The 23578-nt window shown below is 66.5% G+C and carries 21 protein-coding genes; 7 read left to right on the top strand and 14 right to left on the bottom strand.

Translation table 11 applies throughout. The annotated features are described in order from the left end of the window. The first annotated feature begins 26 nt into the window (after nt 1-26). From N5C91_RS19140 to N5C91_RS19130, 3 genes are all read left to right on the top strand, one after another. Nucleotides 27-620, top strand: a complete 594-nt coding sequence (locus N5C91_RS19140; protein ID WP_279831267.1) for an RNA polymerase sigma factor — start codon at nt 27-29, stop codon at nt 618-620. Next, on the top strand, nt 617-1330 hold the full coding sequence (locus N5C91_RS19135) for a hypothetical protein (protein WP_279831266.1): 714 nt from the start codon (nt 617-619) through the stop codon (nt 1328-1330). Before N5C91_RS19140 ends, N5C91_RS19135 begins: the two co-directional genes overlap by 4 nt. A 126-nt stretch (nt 1331-1456) precedes the next feature. Beyond that, nucleotides 1457-2023, top strand: coding sequence for a hypothetical protein (locus N5C91_RS19130; RefSeq protein ID WP_279831265.1), 567 nt, complete (start codon nt 1457-1459; stop codon nt 2021-2023). A 93-nt stretch (nt 2024-2116) separates the two neighbouring features. Here the strand turns inward: N5C91_RS19130 and N5C91_RS19125 are convergent, their stop codons facing one another. The 8 genes from N5C91_RS19125 to N5C91_RS19090 form a co-directional block, all read right to left on the bottom strand. Further along, nucleotides 2117-3946, bottom strand: a complete 1830-nt coding sequence (locus N5C91_RS19125; RefSeq protein WP_279831263.1) for a long-chain-acyl-CoA synthetase — start codon at nt 3944-3946, stop codon at nt 2117-2119. Nucleotides 3947-4279: 333 nt separating this feature from the next. Continuing rightward, complete coding sequence (locus N5C91_RS19120; protein ID WP_236198642.1) at nt 4280-5101, bottom strand: NAD(P)-dependent oxidoreductase; 822 nt, start codon at nt 5099-5101, stop codon at nt 4280-4282. 149 nt (nt 5102-5250) lie between these two features. Beyond that, nucleotides 5251-7239 (bottom strand): geranyl-CoA carboxylase subunit apha, encoded by a 1989-nt coding sequence (gene atuF / locus N5C91_RS19115; RefSeq protein ID WP_279831259.1) that lies wholly within the window; start codon nt 7237-7239, stop codon nt 5251-5253. A 67-nt stretch (nt 7240-7306) separates the two neighbouring features. Then, complete coding sequence (gene atuE, locus N5C91_RS19110; RefSeq protein WP_279831257.1) at nt 7307-8104, bottom strand: isohexenylglutaconyl-CoA hydratase; 798 nt, start codon at nt 8102-8104, stop codon at nt 7307-7309. A 102-nt stretch (nt 8105-8206) separates the two neighbouring features. Beyond that, nucleotides 8207-9367 carry a citronellyl-CoA dehydrogenase gene (gene atuD, locus N5C91_RS19105; RefSeq protein ID WP_038803742.1) on the bottom strand — a complete coding sequence of 387 codons (1161 nt, stop codon included), beginning with the start codon at nt 9365-9367 and terminating at the stop codon, nt 8207-8209. A gap of 104 nt (nt 9368-9471) precedes the next feature. Further along, entirely contained in the window at nt 9472-11088 is a 1617-nt protein-coding gene (atuC, locus tag N5C91_RS19100) for a geranyl-CoA carboxylase subunit beta (RefSeq protein WP_279831252.1), read from the bottom strand. A 3-nt stretch (nt 11089-11091) separates the two neighbouring features. Further along, nucleotides 11092-11967, bottom strand: a complete 876-nt coding sequence (locus N5C91_RS19095) for an SDR family oxidoreductase (RefSeq protein WP_236170847.1) — start codon at nt 11965-11967, stop codon at nt 11092-11094. A 97-nt stretch (nt 11968-12064) separates the two neighbouring features. Then, complete coding sequence (locus tag N5C91_RS19090; RefSeq protein ID WP_279831249.1) at nt 12065-13870, bottom strand: DUF1446 domain-containing protein; 1806 nt, start codon at nt 13868-13870, stop codon at nt 12065-12067. A 219-nt stretch (nt 13871-14089) separates the two neighbouring features. Between N5C91_RS19090 and N5C91_RS19085 the strand changes: the two genes are divergently transcribed. After that, the gene (locus N5C91_RS19085; RefSeq protein WP_279831246.1) at nt 14090-14710 is read left to right on the top strand and encodes a TetR/AcrR family transcriptional regulator; all 621 of its coding nucleotides are present in this window, start codon (nt 14090-14092) and stop codon (nt 14708-14710) included. Nucleotides 14711-14857: 147 nt separating this feature from the next. Here N5C91_RS19085 and N5C91_RS19080 read toward each other — a convergent pair whose 3' ends face one another. The 5 genes from N5C91_RS19080 to eat all read right to left on the bottom strand — a co-directional run bounded on the left by N5C91_RS19080 (nt 14858) and on the right by eat (nt 19519). Further along, nucleotides 14858-15622, bottom strand: coding sequence for a CPBP family intramembrane glutamic endopeptidase (locus tag N5C91_RS19080; protein ID WP_236170844.1), 765 nt, complete (start codon nt 15620-15622; stop codon nt 14858-14860). 100 nt (nt 15623-15722) lie between these two features. Next, a complete protein-coding gene (locus N5C91_RS19075; protein ID WP_236170843.1) occupies nt 15723-15893 on the bottom strand; it encodes a DUF2897 family protein in 171 nt (56 codons plus the stop codon). 47 nt (nt 15894-15940) lie between these two features. Then, on the bottom strand, nt 15941-16717 hold the full coding sequence (gene eutC / locus N5C91_RS19070; protein ID WP_279831237.1) for an ethanolamine ammonia-lyase subunit EutC: 777 nt from the start codon (nt 16715-16717) through the stop codon (nt 15941-15943). 12 nt (nt 16718-16729) lie between these two features. After that, on the bottom strand, nt 16730-18100 hold the full coding sequence (locus N5C91_RS19065) for an ethanolamine ammonia-lyase subunit EutB (RefSeq protein WP_279831234.1): 1371 nt from the start codon (nt 18098-18100) through the stop codon (nt 16730-16732). A gap of 54 nt (nt 18101-18154) precedes the next feature. Further along, entirely contained in the window at nt 18155-19519 is a 1365-nt protein-coding gene (gene eat / locus N5C91_RS19060) for an ethanolamine permease (RefSeq protein WP_236198652.1), read from the bottom strand. 316 nt (nt 19520-19835) lie between these two features. On the opposite strand from eat, the gene N5C91_RS19055 reads away from it, so the two are divergent. The 3 genes from N5C91_RS19055 (at nt 19836) to pyrF (ending at nt 22862) form a co-directional block, all read left to right on the top strand. After that, nucleotides 19836-21137, top strand: coding sequence for an ATP-binding protein (locus N5C91_RS19055; RefSeq protein ID WP_279831231.1), 1302 nt, complete (start codon nt 19836-19838; stop codon nt 21135-21137). Between the two features lie 2 nt (nt 21138-21139). Continuing rightward, the gene (locus tag N5C91_RS19050) at nt 21140-22063 is read left to right on the top strand and encodes a response regulator (RefSeq protein ID WP_279831228.1); all 924 of its coding nucleotides are present in this window, start codon (nt 21140-21142) and stop codon (nt 22061-22063) included. Between the two features lie 100 nt (nt 22064-22163). Then, complete coding sequence (gene pyrF, locus N5C91_RS19045; protein WP_279831226.1) at nt 22164-22862, top strand: orotidine-5'-phosphate decarboxylase; 699 nt, start codon at nt 22164-22166, stop codon at nt 22860-22862. A gap of 143 nt (nt 22863-23005) precedes the next feature. Here the strand turns inward: pyrF and N5C91_RS19040 are convergent, their stop codons facing one another. Beyond that, entirely contained in the window at nt 23006-23455 is a 450-nt protein-coding gene (locus N5C91_RS19040; RefSeq protein ID WP_279831223.1) for a multidrug/biocide efflux PACE transporter, read from the bottom strand. Between the last annotated feature and the right edge of the window lie 123 nt (nt 23456-23578).

Genomic DNA, 23578 nt, shown 5'->3' with positions numbered 1-23578 from the left:
ACCCGCACCGCTACGGATCGAGAGAGTTGAAAACACCCCCCAAGGATGAAAATGACGCGGCATTATTGCGGCGCTACCGACAAGGCGACGCTGAGGCCTTCGCCGAGCTCTACGCTCGCCATCGCCTCGGCCTGTTCCGCTTTCTCTGCGGCTTGTGCGGCGACCACGCCCAGGCCGAGGAGGTGTTCCAGGAAACCTGGCTGAGCCTGATCCGCAGCGACAGCCAGCCCTTCGGCGCGGCCAGCTTCAAGACCTGGCTGTACCAGATCGGCCGCAACCGCCTGATTGACCACTGGCGCAAGCTGGGCCGCCACCAAGGCCGCCAGGAGAGCTTTGACGAGCAGTTGCATGGCGAGGCGCTGGTTGGCGACAGCGTCGACCCCGAGCACGAGCTGAGCCTGAGTCGCGACCGGCAGCGCCTGCAGGGCGCGCTGCAGTCACTGCCGGAAGAACAGCGCGAAGTCTTCCTGCTGCGCACCCATGGCGATCTGGAACTGAACGAAATTGCCGAGCTGACGAAAACTCCGGCGGAAACCGTGAAGAGCCGACTTCGCTACGCCCTGCAGAAATTGCGGCGGTTGTTGTCCGACCCGTCGGTGACCGAGGAGGTGAGTCGATGAATCGCGATCCGCACGAGCAGGACCTGCTTGAGCACTACCGCCGGCACAGCGAGGAGCAGCCGTCGGCGCAGCTGGACGCGCGCATCCTGGCTGCCGCCCGAGCCGCCGCTGTGGAGAGGAAAGCGAGTGCCCCCCAGCGTCTGTACCACTGGCTGCTGGGCGCCGCTGGCCGCCAGCGCTGGGGCGTTGCCGTGGCCGGCCTGGCGACTCTGGGAATCGGCCTGAGCCTGACCCTGCGCACTTACCAAGAGGCGCCGGAGCGCTTCGATGCACCGGTCTCCCCGGCAATGCTGCGCGCGCCGGCTCCCGCACCGGCCATGGCGCCGCCTGCGGCTCCGGCCGCCGCACCCTATGCGGCACCGAGCATGGCTGCGCCGCAAATGGATAGCGCTGCTGGGGCGGCGATGGAGGAACTCGCCAAACCTGCGCCCATGAGCAAGAAAATGGCGGTAGACAGCGCGCAGGCTGAACCTCTGGCCGAAGCGCGCGAGCTCCATGATGCCCAGGCCCAGCCAGGCAGGCAGGTGCAAGGGAAGCTGCAAGCGTTGGCGGTGCAGGGTGATGAGCCGCGTACCAGCCTGTTGCACCTGCGCGACTTGCAGGACAAGGGGCAGAAGGAGGAGGCTGAGCGTGTGCGCGAGAGCTTGCGGCAGCGCTTCCCGGAGCTGGATATCGACAAGGCTCTGAAGGAACTGTCTGACAACCCTTGACCAATGACAGGCCGGGTTCAGCCCGTGTCTGTCAGACTGAATGAAGTAACGCTTTGTCATGGCTAGACACTTGCTCTGCCACGCATCTCGCGCCAGCATTGCGCGGTTTTTCTGACGGCCCGCTCCATGAAGACGTATCGAATTCTCGTTGTCGCCAGTTTGTCCCTGCTGCTCGCCGCCTGTGGCGACGAGCACAAGGACAAGTTGGCCGCTCCGGCTCCAGCGCCCGCACCGGCAGTTGCCCCAGCGGCCCCGGCCAGCACGCCCGCGCCTGAACCAGCCGCTGAGCAGCCGCGCGAAAATGAGGCCAAGCCTGCCGCCGCCAAGGCCGTGGCGTCGCCCAAGGCGCCGGCCGTCGAGGCGTCGATCAAGCCCGAGGCCAAGGCGCCTTCGAAGACCCCGGCGCAGGTGCGCAAGCCGGTCGACCCGGCGGTCAAGCAGCCATTGCCCCCGGTGAAGCTCGACCTGCGCCTGCCCAAGGACCTCGTCCACCAGTTGCAAGCGGACGATCCGATCACCGTGACCGAGGACAAGCCGATCCTGCCGCCCATGTTCGGCGAAAAGACCGGACAGAGCCCGTTCGAAGTCGGGGGCCGCCTGATCCAGCGCGAACCCAATGAGCGCGAGGCCAATGAAGACAGCTGGCACTCGGATATCCGTGGCGCCGAGTTGCAGTTCAAGTTCCGCAACTGATCGCGGCGTCTGCCCTTGTAGGAGCGAGCTTGCTCGTGACGCTCTTCATGAAGGCTCGTTCGCGAGCAAGCTCGCTCCTACACGAAGAGGTCGTCAGAAGCGGTGCACGCCACCGCGAATCGCCTCGAACAACGCCCCATCCAGCTCCCGATAGTCGGTCTCACCGGGCAACCGCACGAACAGCGCCTCGGTCACGGTTGAAGGGTCGTAGGCGTTGCGCTTGAGGTCAGTCTTCTTGTACTTGAAGGTCCCGGTGGTCTCCACCTGGGCCAGCAGGCGCAGGAACAGCGGCACGGCGTAGGCCGGCAGCTCGCGGTCCAGGTGCGCCGCCAGCTCTGTCGTGTCCAGGCTGGCGCTGTCCGCCAGGCGCAGTGCGGCCATGCCGCAGCGACCGTTGGTGCCGGGAATCTCCACGCCGTAGACCACCGCATCCTCCACGCCGGGGAAGGCGCCCAGGGCGTTTTCCACCTCGGTGGTGGAGACGTTCTCGCCCTTCCAGCGGAAGGTGTCGCCCAGGCGATCGACGAACTGGGTGTGCTTGAAGCCGATGTCGCGCATCAGGTCGCCGGTGTTGAACCAGGTATCGCCTTCCTTGAATACGTTGCGGTAGATCACCGCCTCGCTCTTGGCCGGGTCGGTATATCCATCGAAGGGCCACTTGGCGCTGATCTCGCTGATCAGCAGGCCGGCTTCGCCCTTGTCGACCTTTTCCATGAAGCCCCTGGCGTTGCGCACTGGCTGGTCGTTCTCCAGGTCATAACGGACGATCGCGTAGGTTGCCGGCGAGTAGCCCACCGTATTGTCGAAGTTGAATACGTTGGTGAAGCCGATGTTGCCTTCGCTGGAGGCGTAGAACTCGGTGATCCGCTCGATGCCGAAGCGTTCCTTGAACTCGTTCCAGATCGACGGGCGCAAGCCGTTGCCAATCATGCAGGTCAGGCTGTTGCCGCGCTCCTCGGCGCACTCGGGCTGGTTGAGCAGGTAGCGGCAGAGTTCGCCGATGTAGCCGAAGCAGGTCGCCTGGTAGGTCTGCACGTCCTTCCAGAAGGCGCTGGCGGAGAATTTGCGGCGCAAGGCGATGGCCGCGCCACCGGCCAGCACGGCGCTCCAACAGACGGTGACGGCGTTGTTGTGGTAGCAGGGCAGGGTCAGGTAGAGCACATCGTTGTTGCTCAGGCCGAGCCCGGAATGGCCGAAGCCGCCATAGGCCTTGATCCATTTGCCGTGGCTCATGATCGATGCCTTCGGCAGGCCGGTGGTGCCGGAGGTGTAGATGTAGAAGCAGGCGTCCTTCAGGCGCACTCGCGCGGTTTCGGCGAGGTTGTTTGAGTCCTGCTCCTGGGCCAGGCGCATCAGCCCCTGCCAGCCGGCCGGGACCTGTGCCTGGGTTGATGGCGACTCGTCTTCGTCGGCGATCCAGTAGCAGCGACCGCCGCTGTTCTCCAGGGCCGGGCGCACGTCTTCGAAGACCTCGCGCAGCTCCTCGCCGACCACGAAATGGCTTGGTTTGACCAGGTTCAGGCTGTGGCTGAGCACCTGGCCGCGCTGGGTGGTGTTGACCAGCGCACCGATGGCGCCGAGCTTGGCCAGCGCGGCGAGCACCACCATGAGTTCGGCGCGGTTCTCCAGCATCACCGCGACCACGCTGGCGTGGCCCACGCCCTCGGCCTGGAAGGCCCGCGCCAGGCGGTTGGCCCAGCCGTTGAAGAGGGCGTAGGACAGGCGCCGGCGTTCATCGATCAGCGCCGGGCTGTCCGGGTAGAGGCGCGCGGCGCGCTCCAGGGCCCAGCCCAGGGAGAGATTCTTCTCGCGGTTGCGGATGCCGGTGTAGTACAGCCCGCGCAGCATGCGCGGCACGCGGCCGAGGGTGGCGGGCAGGTGGGCGAGGAAGCGGGTCGGGGTAATGATGTCGGCGTGGGTCATTGAAGCGTGCCCTTGTTGTCATTGTTGTCTGTGGCGTGCAGACGCTTCGGGCGACTCTAGGCCGCTGCCCGGCGCTCGCCTATGGCCCATGTGCGCGTGGCGCAGGGCAGATCGGCAAACGCCGGCGAGGCGTTCCTCGCAGTCTAGGAAGCTATGGCCGGACGGCCAGGGCGGGATTGTGTCGATTGGTAAACGCCGCGAACGATGCCAAGAGCGCGCGCCGTAGGGCGAATAAGCGCTTGCGGTTATCCGTCGTCAGTCCGTGTGGAGTGAACTGAACGGCAGATAACGCGTTCCGCGTTATGCGCCCTACGAGGAGGTCCGCGAGTAGGCTCAGTCGAGGAACAGGTCGGGCACCAGGCTGCCACCGTTGGGATCGAAGCGGTACTGCTCGAAGTCGCTCTGGCCCTGTTCGCGCAGGATGTCCTCGTCGATCAGCAGGCGCCCGCTGATGCTGCGCTCGCGGCTGGAGAGGATGGCGTAGGCGGCGTCGGCCATGATCGCCGGGGTACGCGCGCGCTTGAAGGCATCGCGGCTGCCCAGCTCGAACTCGATGGCGGCGGTGGCGATCATGGTTTTCGGCCACAGTGCGTTGACGCTGATGCCGTACTTCTTGAACTCCTCGTGCATGCCCAGGGTGAGCATGCTCATGCCGTACTTGGTGACGGTGTAGGGGCCGTGCTGGGCGAACCACTTGCCGGCCAGGTTGATCGGCGGCGACAGGCTGAGGATATGGCCCTTGCTCTGTTTCAGGTAGGGCAGCGCGGCCTGGCTGCAGACCATCACGGCGCGGGTGTTGATCTGGTACATCAGGTCGAAGCGCTTGGGCTCCAGGCGTTCCACGCCGACCAGCTTGATCGCCCCGGCGTTGTTCACCACCGCGTCGATCCCGCCGAAGTGTTCGGCGGCGCGGGCCATGGCCTCGCGCACGGCGTTCTCGTCGCGCACGTCGAGCTGCAGCGCGAGGGCCTTGCCGCCGGCGGCTTCGACTTCCTCGGCGACGCTGAAGATGGTGCCTTCGAGTTTCGGGTGGGGCTCGGCACTCTTGGCGGCGATGACGATGTTGGCGCCGTCGCGCGCCGCGCGCAGGGCGATTTCGCGGCCGATGCCTCGGCTGGCGCCAGTGATGAAGAGGGTTTTGCCGGAAAGGGACATTTGGGGGCTCCTAGTTCTTGTTATGAGTCGTCAGCGGCGGGGCTGACGGCGTCTGTAGGAGCGAGCTTGCTCGCGAACAATTCCCTGTTGGCAGGGCCCTGGTTCGCGAGCAAGCTCGCTCCTACGAAAAGCAAAAAGCGGAAAGCGCTTCAGGCGTCTTCGGCCTCGACCTCCACCAGCAACTGCCGCGATTTCACCTGCTCGCCCTTGGATACCTGCACGCGGCGGATCACGCCGTCGACGCCGGCCTTGAGCGGGTGTTCCATCTTCATCGCTTCCAGCACCAGCAGCAGTTGACCCTTGCTGACGCGCGTACCTTCGCTCACCAGTACGTCGACGATGGCGCCATCCATCGGTGCCTTCACCGTGCCGGAGCCCGCACCAGCGGCGGCACCCGCCGGTTCATGGGTGACGTCCAGCAGTTCGAGGTTGCCGTCCGCGCCATACAGCCACAGGCGGGCGCCATCCTGGTGGAAGGGCAGGCGGCGGCGAACGCCATCGGCTTCGAGAACCGCCTCGCCGTTCTCCGCACCGAGCAGGCGCAGATCGATTTCGGATTCACCGATGCGGGCCAGCAATGTCGGCTGGACGCCGTGCTCGCGGACTTCCAGTTCGACGACGAATTTCTCCTCGCCATGCTTGAGTGCGAAACGCCACGGAGCGCTGCCCGCGCTACGCCAACCGGACAGCCCCGGCTGGTGCGCGCGATCACTGGCCGAAGCCTGGTAGAGCAGGGCGGCGGCACAGGCCAGTTCCAGTGGTTGCGGCTGGCGCGGGGCCAGGCTCGGGTCGCCGGCGAACTGCTCGCCGATGAACGCGGTGGTGGCCTTGCCGGCGGCGAACTCCGGGTGCTTGAGCAGGTTGGCGAGGAAGCGCTGGTTGCCGGTCACTCCCAGCAGCACGCAGTCCTCGACGGCGCGCACCAGCTTGCGCCGGGCCTCGTCGCGGGTAGCGCCGTAGGCAATGACCTTGGCCAGCATCGGGTCGTAGAACGGCGTCACCGGCTGGCCTTCGCGCAGGCCGTGATCGATGCGGATACCGTCCAGCTGAGGCGGCGTCCAGCGCAGCACCTGGCCGGTCTGCGGGAGGAACCCATGGCCGGCATCCTCGGCGTACAGGCGCACCTCGATGGCGTGGCCCTTGAGCTGGATCTGTTCCTGCGTCAGCGGCAGCGGATGGCCTTCGGCGACGCGAATCTGCCAGGCCACCAGGTCCTGGCCGGTGACCAGTTCGGTGACCGGGTGCTCCACCTGCAGGCGGGTGTTCATTTCCAGGAAGTAGAAGGCACCGCTGGCGTCCAGCAGGAACTCCACGGTGCCGGCGCCCAGGTAGTTCACCGAGGCGGCGGCCTTCACCGCGGCGCTGCCCATGGCGGCGCGCAGGTCTTCGGTCAGCACCGGGCAGGGCGCTTCCTCGATGACCTTCTGGTGGCGGCGCTGCACCGAGCAGTCGCGCTCGCCGAGGTAGACGATATTGCCGTGGCTGTCGCCGAATACCTGGATTTCCACATGGCGCGGCTGCACCACGGCTTTCTCCAGGATCAGCTCGCCGCTGCCGAAGGCGTTCTGCGCCTCCGAGCGAGCGGTACGCAGCTGCTCGGCAAGGTCTTCGCCGCGCGTCACCAGGCGCATGCCGCGCCCGCCGCCGCCAGCGCTGGCCTTGATCATCAGCGGGTAGCCGATGCGTTCTGCCTCGCGGGTGAGCGTGGCGTCATCCTGATCGGCACCTTCGTAGCCGGGGATGCAGGGCACGCCGGCTTCGAGCATGGCGATCTTCGACAGGCGCTTGCTGCCCATCAGGTGGATGGCTTCCACGCCGGGACCGATGAAGACGATGCCGGCGGCCTCGCAGGCGTGGGCGAAGTCGGCATTCTCCGAGAGGAAGCCGTAGCCGGGGTGGACCGCGCCGGCGCCGGTGCGTTTCGCAGCGTCCAGAATCGCCTCCGCCTTCAGGTAGGACTGGCCCACGGGCGCCGGGCCGATGCACACGGCTTCGTCGGCCAGCTGCACGTGGCGGGCGTTGGCATCGGCCTGGCTGTACACGGCCACGGTGCGGTAGCCCAGGTCGTGGGCGGTGCGGATCACCCGGCAGGCGATTTCGCCGCGGTTGGCAATCAGAATCTTGTCGAAGCTGGGCATGCTGGCTGTTTCCCTCTCCCCGCCCTCTCCCTGAAAGGAGAGGGGATTGTTCGGTGCGCGCGTTGGCTCACTGCGCCCAGTTCGGTTTGCGTTTCTGCACGAAGGCCATGGTGCCTTCGGCGCCTTCCGCGCCGGTCACCGCGTCGGCGAACTGGCGGGCGGCAGCGTCCAGCAGCGGGCCGAGGGCTTCGGTTTCGCTGGCCAGCAGCAGCGCCTTGGTGGCGGCATTGGCGCCCGGCGCGCAGCGACGGACCTGATCGAGCGCTTCCGTCAGTTGCTCGCCGAGGCTTTCAGCGTTGTCCGCGCAGGCATGCACCAGGCCCAGGCGCAGCGCCTCGCGGCCATCGAAGCGGGCGGCGGTGAGGGCCAGGCGGCGGGCCTGGGTCAGGCCGATGCGTTTCACCACGAAGGGCGCGATCTGCGCTGGCAGGATGCCGAGGCTGGTTTCCGGCAGGCCGAACTGCGCGTCCACCGCGGCGATGGCGATGTCCGAAACGCAGGCCAGGCCAAAGCCGCCGCCGAGCACCGCGCCTTCCAGCGCGGCGACCAGTACCTGCGGCTGTGCCTGGGCTTCCTCCAGCAGGCCGCCGAAGGCGCGGTTCAGCGCGGCATAGGCATCGGGACCGGCGGCGCGGGCGCCGGCCATGTCCTTGATGTCGCCGCCAGCGCAGAAGTGCCCGCCGGCGCCACGCAGGACGATGGCGCGCACGGCGCGGTCGTCGCGCACCGCGGCGAGCACCGCACGCAGTTCGCTGACCATCGCCAGGCTCATGGCGTTGCGGCTGTCCGGACGATTGAGGGTGACGTGCAGTACGCCGCCGTCACGTTCCAGCAGCAGGGTTTCGCAGTTCGGCAGTTCACTCATGCCGCAATTCCTCGTTTAAAGATGCTACAGGCGGCAGGCTTCAGGCGGGAGGCAAAAGCGGCGCTCTTCCTGCCGCCTGAAGCCTGCCGCCTGTAGCTGCTCTCAGCCCTTCTTCTTGCCCGGCAGGGTGCCCATCAGCTTGCAGATGATGCCCAGCATGATTTCGTCCGCACCGCCGCCGATGGACACCAGACGGGTGTCGCGGTAGGCGCGGGCGATCGGGTTTTCCCACATGAAGCCCTGGCCGCCCCAGTACTGCAGGCAGGCGTCGGTGACCTCACGGGACAGCCGGCCGACCTTGAGTTTGGCCATGGAGGCCAGGCGGGTGACGTCCTTGCCACGGATGTACTGCTCGGTGGCCTGATAGGTGAGGGCGCGCAGGCACTCGATCTCGGTCATCAGCTCGGCCATGCGGAAGTGGATGACCTGGTTGTCGATCAGCGCCTGGCCGAAGGTCTTGCGCTCCTTGCAGTAGTCGATGGTGGCGTTGACGCAGTACTCCATGCCCTTGATGCCGCTGGCGGCGCCGAACAGGCGTTCCTCCTGGAACTGCAGCATCTGCATCATGAAGCCCGAACCCTCGGCGCCGATGCGGTAGCGCTGCGGCACGCGCACGTCGTCGAAGAACACCTGGGCGGTTTCCGAGCTGCGCATGCCGAGCTTGTCCAGGTGCGGGCTGATGCTGATGCCCTTGGACTTCATCGGCACCATGATCAGTGACTTGTTGACGTGGGGCTTGTCGTCGGAGGTGTTGGCCAGCAGGCAGATGAAGTCGGCGGACGGCGAGTTGGTGATCCACATCTTGCTGCCGTTGATGACGTAGTCGTCGCCATCCTTGCGCGCAGTGGTCTTCAGCCCGGCGACGTCGGAACCAGCGCCCACTTCGGATACGCCGATGCAGCCGACCATCTCGCCGGCGATGGCCGGGCGGAGGAATTCCTCGCGCAGCTCATCGGAGCCGAAGCGTGCCAGCGCCGGTGTGCACATGTCGGTCTGCACGCCCAGGGCCATCGGCACGCCGCCGCAATGGATGGTGCCGAATTCCTCGGCAGCGACCACCGAGTAGCTGTAGTCCAGGCCCATGCCGCCGAATTTCTCCGGCTTGGAGATGCCCAGCAGGCCCAGGTCGCCGGCCTTCTTGAAGACCTCGTGGATGGGGAAGCGCCCGGCCTTTTCCCATTCGTCGACGTAGGGGTTGATCTCGCGTTCGACGAAGTTGCGCACGGTGCGGCGGAGTTCTTCGTGTTCCTGGGTGAAGATCATTTCTTGTTCTCCGTGGGATCTTTCAATTCAGGTTGGGCGAATGAAGCGCAACGCTTTACCCGCCGGCTTGGCGCATGACGCCTGGGGCGTCATGCGCCCTATGGTCAAAATCGTGCAACACCGAAACTGTTGTTCTTCAGCGGCCGCACGGCCGCCTCCGCGCAGATATCCAGCAGGTAGCCGAGCAACTGGCGCGTGTCGCGCGGGTCGATCAGCCCGTCGTCCCACAGGCTCGCGGTGCCGTAGAGCGCGGTGGACTGGGCGTCGAGTTTCTGCGCGGTCATCTGTTCGAGCATGTCGAGCATCTTCGGGTCGGCTTCCTTGCCCTCCTTGGCGTGCTTTTCCTCGGTGACGATGCGTAGCACCTTGCCGGCCTGGGCACCGCCCATCACCGCGGTGCGGCTGTTGGGCCAGGCGAAGATGAAGCGCGGGTCCAGCCCGCGCCCGCACATGGCGTAGTTGCCAGCGCCGTAGGAGCCGCCGACGACCAGGGTGAGCTTGGGCACGGTGGCGTTGGCCACGGCCTGGATCATCTTCGAGCCGTGCTTGATCACGCCCAGGCGCTCGGACTCGGTGCCGACCATGAAGCCGGTGGTGTTGTGCAGGAACAGGATCGGCGTGTTGCTCTGCTCGCACAGCTGGATGAACTGCGCCGCCTTGGCCGCGCCCTGCGGAGTGATCGGGCCGTTGTTGCCGATCAGGCCGCAGGCGTGGCCCTCGATGTGCAGGTGGCCGCAGACGGTCTGGCTGTCGAACTCGTTCTTGAAGTCGAGGAAGCGCGAGCCGTCGGCGATGCGCGCAACGATCTCGCGCACGTCGTAGGGCTTCTTCGCGTCCGCCGGGACCACGCCGAGCAGTTCCTGCGCCGGGTACAGCGGCTCGTCCCACTCCAGCTTGCGGCGTGCGGGCAGCTGCGCATTCCACGGTAACGAGGCAAGAATCTCTCGGGCCAGGCGCACGCCATCGGCGTCGTTCTCCGCCAGGTACTCGGCGGTGCCGGCGACCTGGGCGTGCAGTTCGGCGCCGCCCAGTTCCTCATCGGTGGCAATCTCGCCGGTGGCGGCTTTCAGCAGCGGCGGGCCGGCGAGGAACATCTTGGCCTTGCCGCGCACCACCACCACGTAGTCCGACAGGCCCGGCTGGTAAGCGCCGCCGGCAGTGGACGAACCGTGCACCACGGTGACCTGGGGAATGCCCGCCGCCGACAGGCGCGCCTGGTTGGCGAAGCCGCGCGCACCCTCGACGAAGATGTCCGCCGCATAGTTCAGGTTGGCGCCGCCGCTCTCGGTCAGCGCCACCACCGGCAGCTTGTTCTCGAAGGCGATCTGCTGCAGGCGCAGGGTTTTCTTCAACCCGGTGGGGGAGATGGTGCCGCCCTTGATTGCGCTGTTGCTGGCGCTCACCAGGCAGCGCACCCCGGCGATATAGCCGATGCCGGAGATGATGCCGCCGCCGGCCTGGGTGCCGTCCTTGTCGTCATGCAACTTGTAGCCGGCCAGCGAACCGATCTCGAGGAACGGCGCGCCGGCGTCCAGCAGCAGGTTCAGGCGTTCGCGCGGCAGCAGCTGGCCGCGCTTGTCGAACTTCGGCTTGGCCTCGGCGGCCTTGTCGAGCACCTTCTGCTCGACCTCGCGGAAGCTCGCCACGGCAGCCAGCATGGCCTCGCGGTTGCGGGCAAAGTCTTCGCCCTGGGCGTCGATTTCCGACTGGATCACCGGCATGGCTTACTCCTGGTCCTTCAGCACATCGGGAAGATAGGCGCGGTGGAAACCGTTGTAGGAACGGCTCTGCCCCGGCTTCACCTTGGACAGCGGGAAGGCGCGGCTGCCCTGGCTGGCGGCGCCATCGATGCGGATGGTGTTGCCGCTGATGAAGGCGGCGCCGGGGGAGAGCAGGAAGACGATGGCGGCGGCCACTTCCGATTCGGTGCCGATGCGCTTGAGCGGCACGTGCTCGCGCAGGGTCGGGATCACCGCCTTGAACGCGCCTTCGTAGGTGTCCATGCCGCTGGAGGCGACCCAGCCCGGTGCCACGGCGTTGACCCGCACCCCGGCGTGGCCCCACTCGATGGCGGCGGTCTTGGTGAAGTTCTCCATGCCGGCGCGGGCGGCGCCGGAGTGGCCCATGCCGGGCATGCCGCCCCACATGTCGGCGAGCATGTTGACGATGCTGCCGCCGGTCTTGCTCAGGCTCTGATTGAAGACTTCGCGAGCCATCAGGAAGCCGCCCACCAGGTTGGTGCGCACCACGGCCTCGAAGCCCTTCAGGTTGATCGAGGCGAGCGGCGCGGGGTATTGGCCGCCGGCGTTGTTGACCAGGTGATGGATCGGCCCGCGCTCGGCGATGACCTGAGCGACCAGTGCCTTCACCGCCTCCTCGTCGCGGATGTCGCAGCTGTGCCAGCTGGCGCTGCCGCCGTCCTCGATGATCTCGCCGGCGGTCTTCTCCAGCTTCTCGGCCTTGCGCCCGACCAGCACCACGTGGGCGCCGAGGGCTGCCAGTTCGTGGGCGGTGCAACGGCCGATACCGCTGCCGCCGCCGGTGACGATGATGGTCTGGCCGTCGAACAGGCCGGGTTTGAAGATCGAGTCGTAGCTCATTGTTGTTCTGACTCCGAGGTATCTCATAGGGCGGATGAAGCGGAACGCTTCATCCGCCGTTTGCGATTGGCGGATAACGCTGGTGGCGTTATGCGCCCTACGTTTCTGTTCTTTGTAGGAATTGATCGGCGATGGCTTGCGGCACCGCCACCGGGAATTCCAGCAACTGCTGGGCGAAGGCCTTGCCCTGCGGGTCGATACGCAGGCTCGCCACACCGCCACCACCCAGGGCGTTTTCCAGCAGGAAGTTCAGGCTGTGGCTGCCCGGTAGGTGCCAGCGGCTGACGCGGCCAAGCTGCGGGTCGAGCACGTGCTGCATCCACTCGGCCACCGCGCCTTCGCTCAGCGCCTCGGCGATCCACGGCAGGTATTCGGGCCGGCGCGCCATCACGCCGATATTGCTGTGGTTGCCCTTGTCGCCGGAGCGCGCCACGGCCAGCTTCACCAGCGGCACGCTGGCCTGGGCCGGGCCTTTGGCGGTCGGCACGGGAATATCGTCGGCCAGCGCGGCCGGGTTGAAGTGGTCGATGGCGGGCAGGGCGACTGGCCGGCGCTGGCCGTCGATCTCCACGGCCAGCTCGCAGGCACCCTTGTCGATCAGGAAGGAGAACAGGCGGATTACCGGGTACACGGTGGGGCGGCCGCCGACGATGCCGGTCAGGCCCGGTGCCATACCGGTGGCGGCCTGGGCGATCTCGCGGGAGAACAGCACCAGGGCTTCCTTGCGGCTGTGGCGCACGGCGAGTTTCACCACGATTTCGCGGCTGTCGCCACGGCGCCCATGCGGGCCGTAGGTGGCTTCGCTGCCGAGCAGTTCCACGCTGACCTCGCGGTACGGGCCCCAGCCGCGTTCCATGAGGATTTCCTCGGTCTTGGCGATGATCGCCTGGCTGACCCGCTCGGCTTTCTTCACCGCGTCGATGCCGGCGATCAGGCAACTGGCGGTGCAGCGGAAGCCGTCCGGGTAGGTGGCGCTGACCTTGTATTGTCCGGTGGGTGGCAGGCCGCGCGCGCCGCTGACGGCCACACGGTTTTCGCCAACCTGGGTCAGCTGGACCTGGGTGAAATCGCAGATCACGTCCGGCAGCAGGTAGGCGTGCGGGTCGCCGATCTCGTAGAGCATCTGCTCGCCCACCGACAACGGCGAGACCAGACCGCCGGTGCCCTGCGGCTTGGTCACGAAAAATGCGCCATCAGCCTGCACTTCGACGATAGGGAAACCGATGTGCTCGTAGTCCGGCACGCTTTCCCAGTCGGTGAAGTTGCCGCCGGTGCACTGCGCGCCGCATTCGATGATGTGCCCGGCCAGGGCGGCCTGGGCCAGCTTGTCGTAGTCGTTCCAGGCCCAGCCGAACTCGTGGACCAGGGCCGCGCTGACCACCGCGCTGTCCACCACGCGGCCGGTGATGACGATATCGGCGCCGGCTTGCAGCGCTTCGACGATGCCGGGAGCACCGAGGTAGGCGTTGATCGAGACGCACATCGGCGGCATCGGCGCGTCGCTGAACATCTCGCGGACGCCGGCCTTGGTCAGCTCGCCCAGGCGCGGCTGCAGGTTGTCGCCGTGCACCACTGCAATTTTCAGCGCCACGCCGGCCTTCTCGCAGACGGCGGCCAGGGCGCTGGCGCAGGCATTGGGATTCACCCCGCCGGCGTTGCTGATCACGCGGACCTTCTTCGCTGCGATGTCGCCCAGCAGGGGTGTCATCACTTCGACGAAATCGGTGGCGTAGCCTGCCTCGGGGCTCTTCAGGCGGGCGCCGGCCATGATCGACATGGTGATTTCGGCCAGGTAGTCGAATACCAGGTAATCCAGTTCCGCGCCCCGCACCAGTTGGGCGGCGGCGGTGGAGGTGTCGCCCCAGAAGGCGGAGGCGCAGCCGATACGTACGGTTCTAGTCATTGTTCTGCCCGTGACGCTGAGTGATGGAATGACATTACCAAGCAAGCGCTTGGTTGAAAAGCCCCGGCAGAACGACAACCCCAACCATTGGATGGCCAAGCGCTTGCTTGGTTGGTCCTCGCGGGCTTACATTTCGTCAGACAACACAAGTACTTGCAGGGCGTTTCGATGAATCGCCCTGAGCAGATCGGCCGATGGGACCAATGGGGAGAGAACAGCGTGGATGACCGCAAAGCCCGCGAAGTAATGCTGGAGCTGGTCGGGACCGGGCAGATCACCGACCCGGAAAGCGCCCGCGGCAAGCTGCTGCAAACCGCCGCGCATCTGTTCCGCAGCAAGGGCTACGAACGCACGACGGTGCGCGACCTGGCCGGCGCGGTGGGGATTCAGTCCGGCAGCATCTTCCACCACTTCAAGAGCAAGGACGAAATCCTCCGCTCGGTGATGGAGGAAACCATCCTCTACAACACCGCCCTGATGCGCGCCGCCCTGGCCGATGCGACCACCCTGCGCGAGCGCCTGCTGGCGCTGATCCGCTGCGAGCTGCAGTCGATCACCGGTGGTACCGGCGAGGCGATGGCGGTGCTGGTCTATGAATGGCGCTCGCTGTCGGAAGAGGGCCAGGCCTACATCCTCAGCCTGCGCGACATCTACGAGCAGATGTGGCTGGAAGTGCTGGAAGAGGCGCGCCTGGCCGGCTTCAGCCAGGGCGACCCGTTCATCCTGCGGCGCTTCCTCACCGGGGCGTTGTCCTGGTCGATCACCTGGTTCCGCCCCGAGGGCAGCCTGACGCTGGACGAACTCGCCGAGCAGGCGTTGCTGCTGGTGATGCGCGAGTAGGTTCGGAGCGGGCGGGATGCCAATCGCGGACGGAGTCCGCTCCTACGCGCGCCGGAGATATTTGCATTGCGGCGCCCCCCGCACGGCGTTGAGCTCTGGGTAGGAGCGGACTCCGTCCGCGATCGCTCAACGCGGGCACCGAGCTAATCAGATAATCCGCAACGGATAACTGAACAGCAGCAGGTGCAGGCAGTTCACCGCGGCATGCAGCAGGACGGGGACTGCGAGGCGGCCGCTGAAGTGGAAAGCCAGGCCGTAGCCCAGGCCCGCAATACCCGCGACCACTGCGAACAACGGATTGATCGGCCAGTGCACCAGGCCGAACAGCACGCTGGCGGCCGTCACTCCGGCGAAGGCGCCGAAGCGGCGCACCAGTTCGCTTTGCAGCAGACCGCGGAAGAAAGCCTCTTCGGTCAGCGAGATCACGCAGACGTTGACCAGCATCCACAGCCAGAAGCCGGGCGGCCATTTCGGGTTCCACACCACCAGGCCGCCCGCTACGGCCACCAGCGGCACGGCGAACAGCGTGGTGACGATGACGATGGCGGCGAAGTCCGGGGAGCGTTTCTCCATCGGCACCGGATCGCGGCGCAGCCACCAGGCGAGCAGGGTGATACCCACCAGGGCCTTGTCCCAGGACAGGTGCAGGGCGTAGACCGGAGCGTCCGGGCTGAGCTGGCGCACTGGCCAGAGCGTCCACGAGGTAGTGCCCGGCAACAGGTGCGCGGCCAGGGCGATACTGAGCACCAGGCACACCAGCCACCAGAGCAGCCGCGGCAGGCGAGCCTCGCCGTAGAGGGTCCAGGCGATGTAGACAGCGCCGATCAGCAACCCCACTGGCTGGACGAATCCGAGCCCGAAACCGCAGAGCAACAACACGACTGGCAGCAGCGGCAGGAGTTTCCTGAGCATTCTTTCCTCCATCGAAGGAGGCGAGTCTAGGCAATTTCAACCGCTGCTGACCATCGTTACGGCCAGTTTTTGACTGAAGCGTCAGTCAGTTAGGCGATTATCAGCGCTTGTCTTCGGCTTCCTTGGCGTCCATCTCGGCGTTGCGCTCGTGGATGCGCTTGAGCTGCTCCTCGGTCAGCGGGAGCTTTTTCGCCGTATCGCGCAGCATCATCAGCGCGCCGACGATGGAGCCCATGGCTAGGGCGATGATCAACCAGGCATACCAGGGCATGGTCCCGTCTCCGACAGTGGCAGTGGAATATCACGATACGCTGTGATTCAGACCTTGTCAGGCGCACGCCGGTTCAGACTGATCGCTTCGGGCAGGTCGCTGTCATCCTTGAGTTTCACGCCGCTGACGCGCATGCGCAGCGACTGTTGCAGCAGATGGGCGAGCTTGTGGGCAGCCTGCGCGTAGGGCAGGCCCTCGGGGCGCACGTTGGAGATGCAGTTGCGCTCGCTGTCCATGCGCCCCACCTGCGGCTGCCAGGTGAGGTAGAGGCCCAGGCTGTCCGGTGAGCTGAGGCCGGGGCGTTCACCGATCAGCACCAGGGCGAGCTTCGCTCCCAGTGCCGCGCCGATGCCGTCGCCGATGGCCACGCGGCCCTGCTCGGCGAGTACCACGGGGGTGTGCTGCCAGTCAGTGGCGAAGCGCTCGCGCAGCGCGCTCAGCAGTGGCAGTGCGTGTTGCTGGACAGCGAAGGAGGAAAGCCCGTCGGCAATCACGACGACCAGTTCCGCGGCGATCTTCTCGCCCTTGAGTTGCCACAGGCTGTCCGGATGCAGGGCGCGACCCAGGTCCGGGCGCAGCAGGTAGGTCTGGCGGTCCGGCGCCTCGCTGCGCGCGCGCAGGACGCGGAAGCCCTCATCGACCAGCGATTGCTGCAGCACCGCGAAGTCCAGCGGATGGTGCACCGCGTCGCGGGCCTGGGCATGGGCCAGGCCGAACTTCAGTACCTCGCGGGTCGGCAGGCTGGAGCCGACGCGGCCCAGTGCGATGCGCGCGGAGGTGTGAGCGCGCAGTTCGTCCCACGGGTCGCTGTGGATCAGGTCCATGCTTTCAGTTCCTCAGAAGGCCCGTAGCAGGTCGTGGCCGCGGCCGATTGGCCGCAACTGGCCGGAGGCTTCGGTAATCGCCATTTTCACCAGCCAGGCGTCGAACTCCGGCGCACGCTGCAGGCCCAGGGTGCTGCGCAGGTAGAGGGCGTCGTGGAAGGAGGTGCTCTGGTAGTTGAGCATGATGTCGTCGGCGCCGGGGATGCCCATGATGAAGGTGACGCCCGCCGCGCCGAGCAGGGTCAGCAGGTTGTCCATGTCGTCCTGGTCGGCCTCGGCGTGGTTGGTGTAGCAGACGTCGCAGCCCATGGGCACGCCCAGCAGCTTGGCGCAGAAGTGATCCTCCAGCCCCGCGCGGATGATCTGCTTGCCGTCGTAGAGGTATTCCGGACCGATGAAGCCGACCACGGTGTTGGTCAGCAGCGGGCGGAACTCGCGGGCCACGGCATAGGCGCGGGCCTCGCAGGTCTGCTGGTCGACGCCATGGTGGCCGCCGGCGGACAGCGCGCTGCCCTGGCCGGTCTCGAAGTACATGACGTTGTCGCCCAGCGTGCCGCGCTTGAGCGACAGCGCCGCCTCGTGGGCCTCGCGCAGCAGGGCGAGGTTGATGCCGAAGCTGTCGTTGGTCGTCTGCGTGCCGGCGATGGACTGGAACACCAGGTCGATCGGCGCGCCGGCCTCGATGGCCTGGATCTGCGAGGTGACGTGGGTGAGCACGCAGCTCTGCAGGGGAATCTCGAAGCGCTGGCGCAACTCGTCCATCATTCGCCACAGCTGCATCAGGGTGGCTGGCGAGTCGCTCGCCGGGTTGATGCCCACCACCGCATCGCCGGAGCCGTAGAGCAGGCCGTCGAGCATGCTGGCGGCGATGCCGCGCACGTCGTCCGTGGGGTGGTTGGGCTGCAGGCGCACCGAAAGGTGGCCGGGCAGGCCGATGGTATTGCGGAAGCGGGTGACCACGCGGCACTTCTTCGCCGCCAGGATCAGGTCCTGGTTGCGCATCAGCTTGCTTACCGCGGCGGCCATCTCCGGCGTGATACCGCGCGCCGTGGCGGTCAGCGTGGCGCTGTCGGTGCTGTCCAGCAGCAGCCAGTCGCGGAAGTCGCCGACGGTGAGATGGCTGATCGGTGCGAAGGCGGCATCGTGGCTGTCGATGATCAGCCGGGTGACTTCGTCGGCTTCGTAGGGGATCAGCGCTTCATCGAGGAAGCGTTTGAGCGGCACCTCGGCGAGGGCGATCTTCGCCGCCATGCGTTCTTCGTAGCTGTCCGCGGCAAGGCCCGCCAGCGAGTCGCCGGAGCGCGCCGGGCTGGCCTTGGCGAGCAGCGTCTTCAGGTCGGCGAAGCGGTAGGTCAGGCTACCGACAGTGGTCTGGTAGGTCATGCGAACGTTCCGGTTGTTCCGCGCCCGGCCCAGGGGGCAGGGCGCGGATGGCGATCAGGCTCCCGTCAGCATAGCGTCCGCCGGGGCGCTGGCGCGATGGGCGGCGGTGAGCTGGAAGTAGACGAAGCCCGCCGCCATGAAGGCCAGGAAGATGCCGGCGATCTGCAGGTTGAACCAGACCATCGCCGCCAGGCACAGCACCGCCAGCGCCAGGGCGATGCCCGGCACCACCGGGAAGCCCGGCGCGCGGAAGCTGCGTTCCAGATTTGGTTCGCTGCGGCGCAGCTTGAACAGGCTGAGCATGCTCATGATGTACATGACGATGGCGCCGAACACGCTCATGGTGATCATCGCCGCGGTCAGGCTCATGCCCTGCAGGGCGATCAGGCCGTCGCTGTAGATCGCCGCGATGCCCACCAGGCCGCCGGCGATGATCGCCCGGTGCGGGGTCTGGAAGCGCGACAGCCTGGCCAGGCCGCGCGGCAGGTAGCCGGCGCGGGCGAGGGCGAAGAACTGTCGCGAGTAACCGAGGATGATGCCGTGGAAGCTGGCGACCAGGCCGAACAGGCCGATCCACACCAGCATGTGCAGCCAGCCGGAGTTCTCGCCGACCACCATCTTCATCGCCTGCGGCAGCGGGTCGTTGATCCCCGACAGCGCCTTCCAGTCGCCGGCGCCGCCGGCAAACAGCATCACGCCGATGGCCAGCACCACCAGGGTGAGGATGCCGCTGACGTAGGCCTTGGGAATCGTGCGCTTCGGGTCCTTGGCTTCCTCGGCAGCCATGGCCGCGCCCTCGATGGCGAGGAAGAACCAGATGGCAAAGGGAATCGCCGCGAAGATGCCGCTGATCGCTGCGCCGCCGAAGCTGTCGGAGCCGGCCCAGCCATTGAGCACGAAGTTGCTGAAGCTGAAGCCCGGCGCGACCACGCCCATGAACACTAGCAGTTCGCCCACTGCGAGGATGGTGACGATCAGCTCGAAGGTCGCCGCGATGCTGACCCCGAGGATATTCAGGGTCATGAAGATCAGGTACGCGCCAACCGCCGCGTGCTTCGGATCGAGCGAGGGGAACTGCACGTTGAGGTAGGCGCCGATGGCCATGGCGATGGCCGGCGGGGCGAAGACGAACTCGATCAGCGTGGCGAGGCCTGCCACCAGCCCGCCTTTTTCGCCAAAGGCACGGCGGCTGTAGGCGAAGGGCCCGCCGGCATGGGGAATGGCGGTGGTCAGTTCGGTGAAACTGAAGATGAAACAGGTGTACATGGTCGCCACCAGCAGCGTGGTGACCAGGAAGCCGAGGGTGCCGGCCACGCCCCAGCCGTAGCTCCAGCCGAAGTACTCACCGGAAATCACCAGGCCCACGGCGATGCCCCACAGGTGCAGGGTGCCGAGGGTGGGTTTGAGTTGCGTGCTCATGCGACGTCTCCTGAAGAGAAAGTCAGAGAAGAGAAAGTCCGAACGAGGATGAAAAACACGACCCGCTGATTCGTGCAGTGGCCGTGCCATGCCCGGAGATCAGGTCGCAAAGCGAGGTCTCGCGTCGTTTCGTGAACATTCGCGGCACATGGCGTGCCTCGATTGGGGGCGCAGCGATTCGTTCAGGTGCGCGTCGCGGCGCTTGTTGCACGGCGATGACCGCGGCGTGACGCTTCGCGGAGCCGCGACGGCTGTCACAGGATGGCAATCTGCCGCTGGTCTACTGGCGCCCATTCCAGCGACCGGAGATTCGCCGATGACCACCCGCGCCCTGCACGAGCTGTTGCGCCAGGTAGCGCCCTTGGCACCGGAACTGAGCATCAGCGATGTTGCCGATCGCTTCCTCGATGCCGAGCACCGCGCCTTCCTCTCACTGCCGGTGGTGGATGCCGCCGGGCTGCCGCTGGGGCTGGTCAGTCGCAATGGCCTGCAGGACATCTTCATGCAGCGCTTCGGCCGCGACCTCTGGGGCCGCCGTCCGGCCAGCGATGTGATGAATGCGCAGCCATTGAAGGTGCGCGCCGACCTGAGCCTCGAGGAGGCCTCGCAACAGGTAACCGCCCAACTGAGTTATCCGATCACCGAGGACTTCATCCTGGTGGACGAGCAGGGACGTTACCTCGGCCTGGGCACGGTGCTCGATCTGCTGAAAGCCATGGAGCAGCGCGTCGCCCAGCGCAACCGCGTGCTCAACAAGACGCTGCAGGACCTGCGCGAGTCCCAGGCGCAGTTGGTGCAGTCGGAGAAGATGGCCTCCCTCGGGCAGATGGTCGCCGGCGTCGCCCACGAGCTGAACACCCCGCTGGGCTATGTGAAGAATAACGTCGCGCTGCTGCGCGAACTGCTGGTGCCACTGCTCGGCCTTACCGAAGCGCAGACCCTGTTCAACGAATGCCTGGACGACCCGGCCTGCGACTCCGAGCAACTGGCTCGCGCCCGCTCAGCCTTCGAACAGGCACGCGAAGAAGCCGCGCTGGAGCAACTGGTGGGCGACCTCGACCAGCTGTTCGGCGACACCGATTTCGGCTTGGCGCAGATCGGCGAGCTGGTCGGCGGCCTGAAGGACTTCGCCCGCCTGGACCGCGCCCGCAGTGAAGAAGTCGACCTCAACGACTGCGTGCGCAGCGCACTGCTGATCGCCCGCAACAGCATCAAGGAAAAGGCCGAGGTCGCCACCCAGCTGGGCGCGCTGCCCAAGGTCGCCTGCGCCGCCAGCCAGATCAACCAGGTGCTGCTCAACCTGCTGACCAACGCCGCCCAGGCCATGGAGAAATTTGGCCTGATCCAGGTGAAATCCTGGGCGGACGAAACCCACGTGCACCTCTCGGTGCAGGACAACGGCAAGGGCATGGACGAGGAGGTGCGTGCGCGCATCTTCGACCCCTTCTTCACCACCAAGCCGGTGGGGCAGGGCACGGGCCTGGGCCTGTCGATCAGCTACAAGATCGTCCAGGACCACGGCGGCCGTATCCGCGTGGCGTCCGAACCGGGGCGCGGCACGCGATTCCTCATCAGCCTGCCACTCGTGCAGGCCAGCGAACTGAAACGGAGCGCCTGAACATGAGCCAGCAGCCTGTCCGCATCCTCTTCGTCGACGACGAGGAACGCATCCTGCGCAGCCTCGCGATGCAGTTCCGCCGTCACTATGACGTGCTGGTGGAAACCGATCCGCACAAGGCTCTGCAGCGCCTGCGCGAGGAGCGTATCGATATTCTCGTCAGCGACCAGCGCATGCCGCAGATGACCGGTGCCGAGTTGCTAGCCCAGGCCCAGGAGATCGCCCCGGACACCCTGCGCATCCTCCTGACTGGTTATTCGGACCTCGACGCCGCGGTGGATGCGCTCAACAGCGGCGGCATCTTCCGCTACCTGACCAAGCCCTGGGACCCGCAGGAAATGGCCTTCACTCTGCGCCAGGCGGCCGAGATCACCCAGCGCCAGGCGCCGGCCGAGCCCATCGATACCAAGGCGATCAGCCGCGTCGTTGCGCCACTCAACGTGCTGCTGCTGGACGAGGACGCCGAGACCCTGGCCTGTGTCGGCGAGTTCTGCAGCGCCGGCACCCACCAGTTGCACCGCGCGCGCAACCTGGCCGAGGCCATCGTGCGACTGAACAGCGAACCCATCGACATCCTGGTCAGCGACCTGAAGCTCGCCGGCGAGGACACCGCGCCGCTGCTCAAGTCCCTGGCCCAGGCTCATCCGCGCCTGCTGAGCATCGTCGTCACGCCGTTCCGCGACACCCAGGACCTGCTGGCGCTGATCAACCAGGCGCAGATCTTCCGCTACCTGCCCAAGCCGATCCGCCGCGGCCTGTTCGAGAAGGGCCTGAAGGCCGCCGCCGAGCAGGCGCTGCTCTGGCGCGCGCAGCCCGAGCAGAACGTCGCGCGCATCGCCGAGGTGCCGCGCGAGGATCGTGAGCGGGAAAAAGTGGGCAGCCTGCTGGGCATGCTCGGCCGTCTGCGCGAGCGGCTGAGTGCATGATCGCCGTCGGCGACGCAGCATTCCTGCCGGGCGGGCTACGGAAGTCGGCGCGTTTCTGCGACAATGCGCGCCGATTTTTTCGATACCCGCGAGAGAGCCCATGTCCGCCTGCCAGACCCCGATCATCGTCGCCCTGGATTTCCCCACCCGCGAAGCCGCGCTGGCGCTGGCTGACCAGCTCGATCCGACGCTGTGCCGGGTGAAGGTGGGCAAGGAACTGTTCACCAGCTGCGCCGCCGGTATCGTCGAGACCCTGAACAGCCGCGGCTTCGAAGTCTTCCTCGACCTGAAATTCCACGACATCCCCAACACCACCGCGATGGCCGTGCGCGCCGCCGCCGAGATGGGCGTGTGGATGGTCAACGTGCATTGCTCCGGCGGCCTGCGCATGATGAGTGCCTGCCGCGAGACCCTGGACGCCTTCAATGGCCCGTCGCCGCTGCTGATCGGCGTGACCGTGCTGACCAGCATGGAGCGCGAGGACCTGGCCGGAATCGGCCTGGACGTCGAGCCCCAGGAGCAGGTGCTGCGGCTGGCGGCCCTGGCTCAGAAGGCCGGCATGGACGGCCTGGTCTGCTCCGCCCAGGAAGCGCCGGCGCTGAAAGCTGCGCATCCGGCGCTGCAACTGGTCACCCCCGGCATCCGCCCGGCCGGCAGCGCCCAGGACGACCAGCGGCGCATCCTCACCCCGCGCCAGGCGCTGGACAATGGCTCCGACTACCTGGTGATCGGCCGCCCGATCAGCCAGGCCGCCGACCCGGCCAAGGCACTCGCCGAGATCGCCGCCAGCCTGGCCTGATCGCGCTCTTTCGGACATGAAAAAGCCCGCAGCGATGCGGGCTTTTTCATTGCTGCTTTTCGTAGGAGCGAGCTTGCTCGCGAACAGATTCCCCGGCAGCGAATGAGCTGGGCGGTTCGCGAGCAAGCTCGCTCCTACAGGGCTCAGCCGTGGACTTGAGCGGTTGACGTCGCCCGGCCGAACCAGCGCTCGCGCAGCACGTCGTACACCCAGTTGAACACCAGCGCGTAGGGCAGGAAGAACAGCACCAGGCCGATGTCGAGGATGAAGGCCTCCAGCAGGCTCACCGACAGCCACCAGGCGGCCAGCGGCACCAGCAGGATGATCAGGCCCAGCTCGAACAGCGAGGCGTGCAGCACCCGCACCGACAGGGTGCGGCTGAAGCCCATGCGGTTCTGCGCGCGGTCGAAGGCGGCGTTGAACAGCATGTTCCACACGGTGGCGATGGCCGAGAACATCAGGGTCATGGCGCCCATGTGGCCCAGCGGTTTGTCCATCAGCCAGGCCAGGGTCGGTGCGCAGATGACGACCGCCAGCAGTTCGAAAAGGCCGGCGTGGAACATCCGCTCTTTCAGGGTTTTAGTGGGTGTCATGGGGTATCTCCAGGCATGCAGCTCTCAATTCACGAGAAGGCCGACTCCGTCGGTCCGGCGCCATTATCATCGGTCGACCGGCTGGATATAAGTTGGATACCATCGGCTTAACCGATGGAAGAG

The sequence above is a fragment of the Pseudomonas sp. GD03903 genome (assembly GCF_029840045.1).
GTDB classification, from domain to species: Bacteria; Pseudomonadota; Gammaproteobacteria; order Pseudomonadales; family Pseudomonadaceae; genus Pseudomonas; species Pseudomonas pseudonitroreducens.
Note: the sequence above shows the minus strand (reverse complement) of the source record. Positions and strands in the feature narration are given on the sequence as shown.

Excerpts from the sequence above, each read along its gene's own strand:
- N5C91_RS19135 (WP_279831266.1), top strand. The coding sequence starts at position 617 with ATGAATCGCGATCCGCACGAGCAGGACCTGCTTGAGCACTACCGCCGG.
- N5C91_RS19130 (WP_279831265.1), top strand. The coding sequence starts at position 1,457 with ATGAAGACGTATCGAATTCTCGTTGTCGCCAGTTTGTCCCTGCTGCTC.
- N5C91_RS19125 (WP_279831263.1), bottom strand. The coding sequence starts at position 3,946 with ATGACCCACGCCGACATCATTACCCCGACCCGCTTCCTCGCCCACCTG.
- N5C91_RS19120 (WP_236198642.1), bottom strand. The coding sequence starts at position 5,101 with ATGTCCCTTTCCGGCAAAACCCTCTTCATCACTGGCGCCAGCCGAGGC.
- atuF (WP_279831259.1), bottom strand. The coding sequence starts at position 7,239 with ATGCCCAGCTTCGACAAGATTCTGATTGCCAACCGCGGCGAAATCGCC.
- atuE (WP_279831257.1), bottom strand. The coding sequence starts at position 8,104 with ATGAGTGAACTGCCGAACTGCGAAACCCTGCTGCTGGAACGTGACGGC.
- atuD (WP_038803742.1), bottom strand. The coding sequence starts at position 9,367 with ATGATCTTCACCCAGGAACACGAAGAACTCCGCCGCACCGTGCGCAAC.
- atuC (WP_279831252.1), bottom strand. The coding sequence starts at position 11,088 with ATGCCGGTGATCCAGTCGGAAATCGACGCCCAGGGCGAAGACTTTGCC.
- N5C91_RS19095 (WP_236170847.1), bottom strand. The coding sequence starts at position 11,967 with ATGAGCTACGACTCGATCTTCAAACCCGGCCTGTTCGACGGCCAGACC.
- N5C91_RS19090 (WP_279831249.1), bottom strand. The coding sequence starts at position 13,870 with ATGACTAGAACCGTACGTATCGGCTGCGCCTCCGCCTTCTGGGGCGAC.
- N5C91_RS19080 (WP_236170844.1), bottom strand. The coding sequence starts at position 15,622 with ATGCTCAGGAAACTCCTGCCGCTGCTGCCAGTCGTGTTGTTGCTCTGC.
- N5C91_RS19075 (WP_236170843.1), bottom strand. The coding sequence starts at position 15,893 with ATGCCCTGGTATGCCTGGTTGATCATCGCCCTAGCCATGGGCTCCATC.
- eutC (WP_279831237.1), bottom strand. The coding sequence starts at position 16,717 with ATGGACCTGATCCACAGCGACCCGTGGGACGAACTGCGCGCTCACACC.
- N5C91_RS19065 (WP_279831234.1), bottom strand. The coding sequence starts at position 18,100 with ATGACCTACCAGACCACTGTCGGTAGCCTGACCTACCGCTTCGCCGAC.
- eat (WP_236198652.1), bottom strand. The coding sequence starts at position 19,519 with ATGAGCACGCAACTCAAACCCACCCTCGGCACCCTGCACCTGTGGGGC.
- N5C91_RS19055 (WP_279831231.1), top strand. The coding sequence starts at position 19,836 with ATGACCACCCGCGCCCTGCACGAGCTGTTGCGCCAGGTAGCGCCCTTG.
- N5C91_RS19050 (WP_279831228.1), top strand. The coding sequence starts at position 21,140 with ATGAGCCAGCAGCCTGTCCGCATCCTCTTCGTCGACGACGAGGAACGC.
- pyrF (WP_279831226.1), top strand. The coding sequence starts at position 22,164 with ATGTCCGCCTGCCAGACCCCGATCATCGTCGCCCTGGATTTCCCCACC.
- N5C91_RS19040 (WP_279831223.1), bottom strand. The coding sequence starts at position 23,455 with ATGACACCCACTAAAACCCTGAAAGAGCGGATGTTCCACGCCGGCCTT.